The 11,443-nt window shown below is 70.1% G+C and carries 8 protein-coding genes; 5 read left to right on the forward strand and 3 right to left on the reverse strand.

Annotated features, from left to right (window positions below):
* Positions 1-31 precede the first annotated feature (31 nt).
* Entirely contained in the window at positions 32-1,363 is a 1,332-nt protein-coding gene (locus tag ACWZHB_RS18205) for an MFS transporter (RefSeq protein ID WP_427903071.1), read from the reverse strand.
* A gap of 324 nt (positions 1,364-1,687) precedes the next feature.
* Between ACWZHB_RS18205 and ACWZHB_RS18210 the strand changes: the two genes are divergently transcribed.
* From ACWZHB_RS18210 to ACWZHB_RS18220, 3 genes are all read left to right on the forward strand, one after another.
* Positions 1,688-2,425 (forward strand): VOC family protein, encoded by a 738-nt coding sequence (locus tag ACWZHB_RS18210; RefSeq protein ID WP_427903072.1) that lies wholly within the window; start codon positions 1,688-1,690, stop codon positions 2,423-2,425.
* Between the two features lie 115 nt (positions 2,426-2,540).
* Positions 2,541-4,040 (forward strand): DUF7782 domain-containing protein, encoded by a 1,500-nt coding sequence (locus tag ACWZHB_RS18215; protein ID WP_427903073.1) that lies wholly within the window; start codon positions 2,541-2,543, stop codon positions 4,038-4,040.
* A 169-nt stretch (positions 4,041-4,209) separates the two neighbouring features.
* Entirely contained in the window at positions 4,210-5,178 is a 969-nt protein-coding gene (locus ACWZHB_RS18220) for a sigma-70 family RNA polymerase sigma factor (RefSeq protein ID WP_266291027.1), read from the forward strand.
* Positions 5,179-5,403: 225 nt separating this feature from the next.
* Here the strand turns inward: ACWZHB_RS18220 and ACWZHB_RS18225 are convergent, their stop codons facing one another.
* Positions 5,404-8,406: a bifunctional acetate--CoA ligase family protein/GNAT family N-acetyltransferase gene (locus tag ACWZHB_RS18225; protein WP_427903074.1), complete on the reverse strand. Its 3,003-nt coding sequence runs from the start codon at positions 8,404-8,406 to the stop codon at positions 5,404-5,406.
* Positions 8,399-9,640 (reverse strand): acetoin utilization protein AcuC, encoded by a 1,242-nt coding sequence (locus ACWZHB_RS18230; protein WP_427903075.1) that lies wholly within the window; start codon positions 9,638-9,640, stop codon positions 8,399-8,401. The genes ACWZHB_RS18225 and ACWZHB_RS18230 overlap by 8 nt, the downstream gene beginning before the upstream one ends.
* Before the next feature lie 129 nt (positions 9,641-9,769).
* On the opposite strand from ACWZHB_RS18230, the gene ACWZHB_RS18235 reads away from it, so the two are divergent.
* Positions 9,770-10,456 (forward strand): metal-dependent transcriptional regulator, encoded by a 687-nt coding sequence (locus ACWZHB_RS18235; RefSeq protein ID WP_427909205.1) that lies wholly within the window; start codon positions 9,770-9,772, stop codon positions 10,454-10,456.
* A gap of 3 nt (positions 10,457-10,459) precedes the next feature.
* On the forward strand, positions 10,460-11,440 hold the full coding sequence (galE, locus tag ACWZHB_RS18240) for a UDP-glucose 4-epimerase GalE (RefSeq protein ID WP_427903076.1): 981 nt from the start codon (positions 10,460-10,462) through the stop codon (positions 11,438-11,440).
* Positions 11,441-11,443 lie beyond the last annotated feature (3 nt).

Raw genomic sequence — 11,443 nt, forward strand, 5'->3', positions numbered from 1 at the left:
ATCAAGGCGGCCGAGAACCGGCGGGATTCGTTCACACGGTGACTTTCGGTCTGCGGACCAGCATCGACATGACGGCGGCGATGCCGCAGAGGGCACCTGCCAGATACCAGGCGAGGTCGTAGGAACCCTGCAGGTCGCGGATGAAGCCGGCGCCGGTGGCGGCGATGGCGGCGCCGACCTGGTGGGCGGCGAAGACCCAGCCGAACGCGATCGGGCCGTCGGCGCCGAAGAGTTCGCGGCACAGCAACACGGTCGGCGGGACGGTCGCGATCCAGTCCAGGCCGTAGAACACGATGAACACCCACATGCTCGGCTCGGTGTGCGGGCCGAGCAGCGAGGGCAGGATCAGTAGCGAGAGCCCACGCAGCGAGTAGTAGCCGAGCAGCAGGTAGCGCGGATCGACGCGGTCGGAGAGCCAGCCGGAGGCGATGGTGCCCGCCACATCGAAGATCCCCACCAGCGCGAGGAGTCCGGCCGCGGTGGTCGGCGGCATGCCGTGGTCGTGCGCCGCGGTGACGAAATGGGTGCCGACCAAGCCGTTCGTCGAAGCACCACAGATCGCGAAACCGCCCGCCAGTAGCCAGAATCCGGGTCGGCGCGCGGCGGAGGCCAGCACCTTCAACGCCCGGTTGGCACCGCCCGCGATCGGGACTCGCGCGCCCGCGTCCGAACCGGCGGGCGCCCCGTAGGCGCGCACACCGACATCGCTGGGGTAGTCGCGCACGAACAGCCAGACCAGCGGCACCACCGACAGCGCCACCGCCGCCACGATCAAGGACGGCAGCCGCCAGCCGTGCTCGGTGGCCAGCATCGACACCAGCGGCAGGAACACCAGCTGGCCGGTGGCGCCCGCCGCGGTGAGCACTCCGGTGACCAGGCCACGACTCTGGACGAACCAGCGACCGGTGATGGTCGCGACGAACGGCATGGACATCGACCCGACGCCGACACCCACCAGCAGTCCCCACGTGGCCACCAGCTGCCACGCCTGGGTCATGAACACCGTCAGCCCGCTGCCCGCGGCGATCAGCACCAGCGCCGAACACACCACCTTGCGGATGCCGAATCGGTCCATCAGCGCAGCGGCGAACGGCGAGATCAGGCCGTAGAGCAGCATATTCAGCGAGATGGCGGTGGAGATCGTGGCGTGTGACCAACCGAATTCGGTGTGCAGCGGATCAATCAGGACGCTGGGGACCGAGCGGAAGGCGGCCGCGCCGAGCAGGGCCACGAAGCCGACACCCGCCACGATCCACGCGGGATGAAGCCGACGACGGTCGTCGGTGACCGATGCCGGTGCGGGAGTGAGGTTGTCGGCCGGGTCGTCGCCGGTGGGCGGCAGAGACGCACGTAAATCGGTCACTCGGCTAGCGTGCCGGATCGATGCCGGACGAACGAGTGGCCGGTGTGACATGTTTCGTCAACATCCTGCCAGCGATCGCCTTCAGGAGCACCGCGTCCTGTGCGGTGAGGCCGACTACGGGGTCGGACCGACGCGTGTCACCGACCATCGAAAGCGCTGCGCACGAAGCACCGTGACGGCGGAGCCCCACGTACCGCGCCGACAAGGCTGTCGACAGCGGCACCCGGGCCGCCTACCGTTCGGACAGGACCACCCGCGCTGTCCTGCAGGGCGGGCGTATCCGGCTGACAGCTCGCCGGTGCCCCATATCGGAAGGGAGACAGCATGATTCGCTGGACCTGGGCCTTTCTCGACCGTCCCGTCGATACATTCGCCGCCTGCGCGCGGTTCTGGGCGACGGTCACCGACTCCACCGTGTCGGCGCCGCGCGGCGACAACGATGAGTTCGTCACGCTGCTGCCCGCGAGCGGTCCCGCGTGGATCAAGATGCAAGCGGTCTGCGATGACGGTGGCATCCATCTCGACCTGGACGTCGACGACATCCCCGCGGCGGTAGCGACCGCGACCGGACTCGGCGCCCGCGTCGTCGCCGAGCCTGCTGCGTACACGATTATGGAATCGCCTGCGGGACAGACGTTCTGCTTCACTCCCGCGGCCGAGCAGGCGCGCCCGCACCCGGCACCGGTCACGGTCACCACCGCGCCCGACGGCACGGTCACCCGCCTCGACCAGATCTGCCTCGACCTCGCCCCCGCCGACATCGATGCCGACACCGCCTTCTGGCAAGCGCTCACCGAGTGGACACCCGGGCCGAGCAGCCGTCCGGAATACGCCCGCCTGCGTGGCCCCGATCAGCCACTGCACTTCCTGCTCCAACGCCTCGACGACCCCCGCCCCGCAGGCGCCCACGCCGACTTCGCCGCCTCGAACATCGCCGCCGCTGCCGCCTGGCACGAATCCCTCGGCGCCACCCGGGTCACCGACGCCGAACACTGGATCGTCCTGCGCGACCCCGGAAACGCCCTGTACTGCGTGACAGCGAGAGACCCCTACACCGGCTGAGCCACCGCTGCCCGGGCAGCGATCCACGGCGCTGCGCTCGGCGACACGCAGCGCAGCTGGTCGATCTCCGCACTCGCGGTCCTGGCAGAGTGAGCGGGTGCCTACGAACCCGACGATGACCGACTCCCTGCTCACCGCGCTGTGCCCGGACTTGCGCACCGCGCTGATCCGGGTCGGGTACGACGCCGACACGCTGGTGGAGGCGTTGGGGCCGGATGTGCATGCGGCACTGAGCCGTTCGGAGCCGGTGCCGGTGCGCCGGGCCGCGCGAGCGGCAGGTGAGCTCGGCACGCTGGTGCGGTTGTTGCTACTGGGCGACGTGTTGCCGGAGCGTGCGGTCGCGGCCGCGCTGGCGCCGGTGCGCATCGACGCGGCGGTGGCGGCTGGGCTGCTCACGCGCGAGGGTGACGAGGTCAGGGCGGCGCTGGATCTGCGACCGCTCGATGCCGGCGCGGGTACGCGGTGGATCCTGTCCGATCTCGACGATTCGATGCGGCGGCGCACGCTCACCGCCGACCACGTCCTCGGCGTCGGGCACGCGTCACTGTCCTTGCTGCGCGCGACGCCGACAGAACCTGTCGGCACCGTGCTGGATCTGGGCACCGGCTGCGGCGTGCAAGCCGTACACGCGGCCGGTTACGCGGGCCGGGTCACCGCGACCGACGTCAACGCACGGGCCCTGTGGCTCGCGCGGGCCACGGCCGCGCTCAACGAACTCGACATCGAGCTCGTCGAGGGGTCCTGGTTCGAGCCGGTGGCCGGGCGGCGTTTCGATCAGGTCGTGGCCAATCCGCCGTTCGTGGTTGGCCCGGGTCGCATCGAACACACCTACCGCGACTCCGGGCTCGCCCTTGACGGCGCCAGCGAACTGGTCATCGGGCAGGCGCCCGAGCTGCTTGCCCCCGGCGGCACCGCGGCCATGCTCGCCGCCTGGGTGCACGTGGACGGCGAGGACTGGCGCCACCGTGTGTCGAGCTGGTTGCCCGCGCACGGCGTCGACGCGTGGATCGTGCAGCGCGATGTCGCCGATCCCGCCCTCTATGTCGGCACCTGGCTGCGCGACGCGGGCCTCGACCCCCGTGATCCGGCCGCCCAGGAGCAGGCGGCGCGGTGGCTCGACGCTTTCGAGGCCGCCGACGTCGAGGGCGTGGGTTTCGGGTTCGTCTATCTGCGGGCGATCGACGGCCCCACCGAACTCCTCGCCGAGGACCTCACCCACGGTTTCGACGACCCCCTCGGCACGGAAGTGGCCGGCTACTTCGCGCGATCGGCGTGGCTGCGCGCGGTGGCCACCGACGAAAACCTCGCGTGGACATCCCGTTTCGCGCCGAGCCCGGCGACCGCACTGGAACGGGTGTTCCTGCCCGGCGAGTTCGGCTGGACCGAGCAGGTGGCCCGGCTGCATCGCGGCGACGGACCGCGCTGGCAGCACGAAGTCGATGAGACGACGGTCGCCCTGGTCGCGGGAATGCGGCCCGACGGGCTGCCGTTGTACGAACTGATCGAACTACTCGCGCTCGCCGACGGAGCCGAGCAGGTCACGCCGGAATTCGCCGCACAGGCACTCGGTGTGGTCGCCGGACTCGTCCGCCACGGACTCGTGCGGCCCGTCTGAGGCTCCCGTCGGTAGGGGTGAGTTCCGACCACGGCCCTCTTCTCAGGAACTTCTCAGCCGTTGGGGTGGGAACCAGCAGCTCAGAGCGGTTTATCGACCGCGGGATCGGGAACTTTCTCTAAGTCGGGTCCGTTGATCGGAGTAAGACACCACCGACAGGAGGCAAGTCATGACAAGCCCCGCCACCACTCGCTTGCGCCCCAGCGAGGCCGATATCGACGCCCAGAGCCCCGCAGCCGATCTGGTACGCGTGTACCTCAACGGAATCGGACGCACGGCACTGCTCACGGCGGCCGACGAGGTCGAATTGGCCAAGCGCATCGAGGCGGGCCTGTACGCCCAGAACCTGCTCGATACCGGTAAGCGGTTATCGCCGGCTCGCAAGCGTGATCTGCTGATCCTGGTCCGCGAGGGCAATGCCGCCCGCTCGCACCTGCTCGAGGCCAACCTGCGCCTGGTCGTCTCCCTGGCCAAGCGCTACACCGGCCGTGGCATGCCACTGCTCGACCTCATCCAGGAGGGCAACCTCGGACTCATCCGCGCGATGGAGAAGTTCGACTACGCCAAGGGCTTCAAGTTCTCCACGTACGCCACCTGGTGGATCCGGCAGGCCATCACCCGCGGCATGGCCGATCAGAGCCGCACCATCCGGCTGCCCGTGCACCTGGTCGAACAGGTGAACAAGCTCGCCAGGATCAAGCGTGAACTGCACCAGCAGCTGGGCCGTGAGGCCACCGACGCCGAACTCGCCAACGAATCGGGCATCCCGGAGGGCAAGATCGCCGATCTGCTCGACCACAGCCGCGACCCGGTGAGCCTGGACATGCCCGTCGGCAACGACGAGGAGGCCCCGCTCGGCGACTTCATCGAGGACTCCGAGGCCACCTCCGCCGAGAGCGCCGTGATCGCGGGCCTGCTGCACCACGACGTGCGCAGCGTCCTCGCCACCCTCGACGAGCGCGAGCAGCAGGTCATCCGCCTGCGCTTCGGCCTCGACGACGGCCAGCCGCGCACCCTCGACCAGATCGGCAAGCTGTTCGGCCTGTCCCGTGAGCGGGTCCGCCAGATCGAGCGCGAGGTCATGTCCAAGCTGCGCAAGGGCGACCGCGCCGACCGGCTGCGCGCCTACGCCAGCTGATCCTCCGAACTCGACGGCCCCGCGGGGTCGTCTGCCCAAACGCCGACCGGCGACCGCGCATCCCTCCCCCTCCGGGTCGCGAGCCGGTCGGCGTTGTTCGTTCCACCGGCCGCACGCACCATCTCGCAGTCACCTCGATCGGCCGATCACCGGTCGTGCAGGTCGGCACGTCAGTGCCCGGCACAAGCCGAGGCCACGCCGCTGGGCGGGTCGGTCGGTACCGCTTCAGGCCAAGCGGCGCGGGCCTGTGTCGAAGCGGCTGGGTTCGGGGCCGATGCGGGCTCGTGCGTAGATGATCTCGGCCGATGCCGGGGCGGCGAGGACGGGGTCGCAGGACAGTTCGCGCATCTGGGGGATGTCGTCGAACAGTGCCGAAATGCGTTGGGCCAGTTCGGCCAAGGCAGCTTTGTCGACACCTGTCCGGCCTGGTCCTTCCGACAGCAGGGGTGCCGCGCGCGGTGCGTCGATGAGCGCGGTCGCCTCCTCCTCGGTCAGCGGGAGTGCACGGTAGGCGCGGTCGCCGAGCAGGTCGATGATCATGCCGGACAGGCCGAATTGGATAACCGATCCGAACGAGGGGTCGTCGGTGACCCGCAGGACGCAACCGACACCCTTGGTCGCCATTTTCTGCACGTGCAACAGCGGATCTCCGCAGATCTCCACCAGATCCGTGTAGGCCTGGCGGACGGCGTCCGGTCCCCACAGATCCAGGCGAACGCCGATCAGATCCGGTCTGCGCCGCCACAGCTCCCCTGTGGCCTTGGCCGCGACCGGATATCCGAGCTCCGCGGCGGCGGCAACAGCCTGCTCGGCGTCGCGCACCGCCCGGAACTCCACCACGTCGATGCCGTAGCACCCCAGCAGCCGCGCCGCCTCCTCGTCGGTGAGCCACCGCCCGCCCGATTCCGCCAGCCAGCCCGCCACCAATTCCTCGGCGGCCGCGGTGTCGATCCCCTGCGGGCGAACCACCGGGGAGATCGGCCGGTCACGCCAGCGCGCGTATCGATCGACCCTGGCCAGCGCACGCGCGGCCCGCTCCGGGTCCGGGTAGGACGGGATGGATCCACGCGCCGGCGCCCCCGCGGTGGTCCGCACCGCCAGCTGGCGCGGAATCCCCGATTCCGCGACAAACGTGGTGAGCACCGGCTTGCCCGGCGCCGCCGCGGCGGCCGCCCGCAGCGCGTCCCCGAAACCCTCCATCGGTACCGGAACAGGCGGGGCGACCACCACGATCACCGCGTCGACCTCGTCGCTGCGCAGCGCGGCGAGCACCGCTTCCCTGAAGTCGGCCGGCGTCGCCTCCGGTCCGAGGTCGACCGGCCCGTCCACGACCGGGCTGTCCACACCCGGCTCGATGGGCCCAGCGGTGTCCAGATCCCGCTCGACGGGCTCGGCAGCGTCCGCACCACGGTCTGCCCGCCGGGCACTACGCACGCCCCACGAGGTCCGGCCGACGCGATCTGGTCCCCACCCCACCCCACCCCGTCCGGCCCGCCGGCCAACACGATCTGCACGACCGGAATCCCGCTCGGTCGGCTGGGCGCTGTCCGCGCCCCACCCGTCCGGCCCGTCACTCTGCGCATCCGTCGGCCGGGCACCTTGCGCTCCGTGCTCGGTCGGGCGGGCACCGGGACCCCGGTCGACGGCGGTGACGGGCCGATGCACTCTGAGCCCTTCGCTGCGGGCGGCGTCGATGGCCAGCCAGTTCAGCGCGGCACTGTTGCCGACCACCGCGACCCTTGGCCCCTTCGGCAGCGGCTGACAGGCCAGCAGGGCAGCGCAATCGAACAGTTCGGAGATGGAGTCGACCTGGATGATTCCGGCCTGACCGAAGAGATCACGGACCACAGTGCGGTCCATGTCGGCACCTGCCGCGAGACGGCCACTGCTCACCGCGACGATCGGTTTGCCGCGGGCGACGCGGCGTGCCAGCCGGGAGAACTTGCGCGGGTTACCGAAGCTCTCCAGATACAGCAGGATCACTTCGGTGTCGGCAGCGGTGTCCCAGTACTGGAGCAGGTCGTTGCCGGACACATCGGCTCGGTTGCCCGCCGAGACGAACGTCGACAGGCCCAGGTTGCGGGCCGCGGCCTCGCCGAGAATCGCCGCGCCGAGGGGACCGGACTGGCAGAAGAAGCCGATCCTTCCGCGCTGGGGAAGCACGGGGGCCAGGGTCGCGTTGAGGCCGACAGCCGGGTCGGTGTTGGCGATGCCGAGCGCGCTGGGGCCGACCACCCGCATACCGTGCCCGCGTGCCGCGGCGACCAGGTCGTGTTCGGCGGCCAACCCGGCTGCCCCGGTCTCGCCGAAGCCCGCGGTCAGCACGACCAGACCCTTGACGCCTTTGGCCATGCAATCGTCGAGAACGGCCCCGATCGCGGCGGGCGGCACCGCCACCACCGCCAGGTCCACCTCGTCGGGAATCTCGCGCACCGTGGCGTACGCGCGCACGCCACGCACCGAACGCCGGTGCAGATTCACCGGGAACACCGGCCCGCTGAAACCGCCGGCGAGCAGGTTCGCCAGCACGGCACCGCCGACGCGCGTCTGTTCCGGCGACGCACCGATCACCGCGACCGAACTGGGCGCGAGCAGGTTGCCGACGCTGCGCGCCTCTGAGGCCGCCTCGCGCGCGTCCCGCACGGTGCGCAACGCCTCGGTGGGGTCGATGGCGAATTCGAGGTGCACTTCGGAACCGTCGCGGCTGCGCTGCAGTTGATAACCCGCCTCACGGAAGACCGTGATCATGGCCTCGTTCTCGGCCAGCACCTCGGCGACGAACGCGACCACCTCGTTCTCGGCGGCGGCCCCGGCCAGGTGCTCGAGCAGCACCGAGCCGAGCCCGCGCCCCTGATGCTCGTCGGCGACCACGAAGGCCACCTCGGCCGCGCGTGGGCCCTGCCGGGCGAGCAGTTCGTAGCGGGCCACGCCGATGATGGCGGGGCCGAGCACCGCCACGAGTCCGACCCGATCGCGGTAGTCGACGTGGGTGGTGCGGTACATGTCCTTCGGCGAGATCTGCGGGTACGGACCGAAATAGCGCAGATACCGGGTGCGGTCGGACAGGCCGGTGTGAAAGGCAGCGAGTGCGTCGGCATCGGCGGGCATGATCGGGCGCACCCGGACGACACCACCGTCGGCGGCGAGTACATCGCCGTACCAATGCTGGGGTGGCGCAGGCGGATTCGCCGGTGTGTCGGCGGTATCGGGCAGCAGTGGCTCAGTCACGGGGGTCCTCCGGGTCGAGTCCGAGCAGGCCGAAACTCGCCCGCCGGGTGGCCGTGATGGCGGTGTCGACCGCGCGCTGCGCGCGGATCTGGCCCGCGACGCCGATCTCCGGTGTGCCGCCTGGTCCGTCCCAGGCGCGGTAGTCGGTGTCGCCGCCGTCGCCCATCGTGGTCGGTGGTTGTACGCGCGGCGCGGACGCACGCACCTGTTCGATCCAGTCGGCGGGCACCGGCGTTTCGGGGGCCAGGGGCCGGTCGAGTGCCGCGGCGAGCAGATGAGTCCAGGCTCGCGGTACCACCCGCACCACGCCGTATCCCCCGCCGCCGACGGCCAGCCACCGTCCCTCGGCGTACTCGTCGGCCAGGTCGCGCATCGCCAGGAAGGCCGCCCGCTGGCCGTCGACGGTGAGTTCCAGGTCGGCCAGTGGATCTTCGCGGTGGGTGTCGACACCGCATTGGCTGATGATGATCTGCGGCCGGAACGCGGCCACCGCACCGGGCACCACCGCGTGAAACCCTCTCAGCCACTGCGCATCCCGCGTGCCCGGCAGCAGCGGCAGGTTGATCGAGGTGCCTTCGGCCGCCCCGACGCCGGTCTCCTCCGGCCAGCCGGTATTGGGCCACAACGTCGCCGGATGCTGATGCATCGATACGGTGAGCACACGGGGATCGGCGTAGAACGCGCGCTGCACGCCGTCGCCGTGATGGACGTCGACATCGAGATAGGCGATGCGGTCGAAGCCGTGGTCGAGCAGCCAGGAGATGGCGATCGCGGCATCGTTGTAGACGCAGAACCCCGCCGCCGAATCCGGCATGGCGTGGTGCATTCCACCGCCGATGCTCACCGCCCGCCGGGTCCGGCCCGCCGCGATCTCCCGTGCGGCGGCGAGGGTGCCGCCGACGATCACCGACGCCGCCTCGTGCATGCGCGGAAACACCGGATTGTCGGCGGTTCCGAGCCCGTAGACGGCGTCCTCGGCCGTCGGCGGCCCCTGCCCTGCCCGGCGCACCGCCTCGATGTAGGAGCTGCTGTGGACCCGCATCAGGTCGGCCTCGGTCGCCGCATCGGGTGCCAGCGGCTCGACACCATCGAGAACACCTAAGCTTTCGGCCAGTGACATGGTGTACCGCAGGCGCGCCGGCTTCATCGGATGCTCCGGACTCCAGGTGTAGCCGAGGAATCGCTCGGTCCACACGACGGTCCCTGCGGGTTCGCTGCGCGGCGACGTGACCATGCTCGCCACGCTAGCCGGAAGCAGCAGCCCCCGTGTGGCGTTGACATGCAGTAGAAATAGGGCCGCTGGTCCGACGGGCGGACCGGCGTTCGCGCGTGGGTAGAATTCGTGCAGACGAAGGGGTATCAGGTGAAGGATCTGGTCGACACCACGGAGATGTATCTCCGTACCATCTACGACCTCGAGGAAGAGGGCGTGGTGCCCTTGCGGGCGCGGATCGCCGAACGCCTCGAGCAGAGTGGTCCGACGGTGAGCCAGACGGTCGCGCGGATGGAGCGCGACGGCCTGTTGCTCGTCGCCGGCGACCGCCATCTCGAGCTCACCGACAAAGGCAGGTCCATGGCCGTGTCGGTGATGCGCAAGCACCGGCTCGCCGAGCGGTTGCTGGTCGACATCATCGGTTTGGACTGGGAGAACGTGCACGCCGAGGCGTGTCGCTGGGAGCACGTGATGAGCGAGGAGGTGGAACGACGCCTGATCGAGGTGCTCAACCACCCGACCACCTCGCCCTACGGCAACCCCATTCCCGGTCTGGACGAACTCGGCCTCGCCGACGCGCCCGCCGCCGAGGAGAAGCTGATCCGGCTCTCCGATCTGCCCAACGGCGCGCTGCACGCGGTGGTCGTGCGCAGACTGGCCGAGCACATCCAGACCGACCCGGAGGTCATCGGTCGGTTGCGTGAGGCGGGCGTGGTGCCCGATGCCCGCGTTACCGTGGAGACCAAGCCGGGTGCGGTGCTGATCACGGTGCCGGGCCACAGCGGTTTCGAACTGTCCGAAGAGATGGCGCATGCCGTCCAGGTGAGGCTGGTCTGATACGTGAAACTTCTTGTCACCGGCGGCGCCGGCTACGTGGGCGGCGTCTGCGCCGCAGTGCTGCTCGAAGAGGGCCACGAGGTGGTCGTCGTCGACGACCTCTCGACCGGTAACGCCGACGGCGTCCCCGCCGGCGCCCGATTCGTCGACGGCGACATCGCCGTGGCGGCGCCCGACCTGCTGCGCGCCGAATCCTTCGACGGCGTCCTGCATTTCGCGGCGCAGTCGCTGGTCGGTGAGTCGGTGGAGCAACCGGAGAAGTACTGGCACGGCAATGTGGTGAAGACGCTGACGCTGCTCGAGGCGATCCGCGAGACCGGCACGCCGCGCCTGGTGTTCTCCTCCACCGCCGCGGTGTACGGCGAGCCCGAGCAGGTCCCGATCACCGAGGCCTCGCCCACTCGCCCCACCAACCCCTACGGTGCGAGCAAGCTGGCCATCGATCACGCCATCACCTCCTACGCGGCGGCGCACGACCTGGCCGCGACCAGCCTGCGCTATTTCAATGTGGCGGGCGCGTATGCCGGGCTCGGCGAGAACCGGGTCGTGGAAACGCATCTGATTCCCCTCGTGTTGCAGGTGGCGCTGGGTCACCGCAAGGCCATTTCGGTGTACGGCACCGACTGGCCGACGGCGGACGGTACGTGTGTGCGTGACTACATCCACATCCGCGATCTGGCGCAGGCACACCTGCTCGCGCTGTCGTCGTCGCAGCCGGGCACGCACCGGATCTGCAACCTCGGTTCGGGCACGGGTTTCTCGGTGCGCGAAGTGATCTCGGCGTGTGAGCGGGTCACCGGTCTGCCGATCGAGACGATCGACGCGCCGCGCCGCGCGGGCGATCCGGCTGTGCTGATCGCCTCCAGTGATCGCGCGGTCGCCGAACTGGGCTGGCGCCCCGAGCACAACGACCTCGACGAGATCGTCTCCGACGCCTGGGATTTCCTGCGTTCGCTCGGCACGAAAGCCCACAGCACCCGCTGAATC

The organism is Nocardia sp. FBN12, from assembly GCF_054031145.1.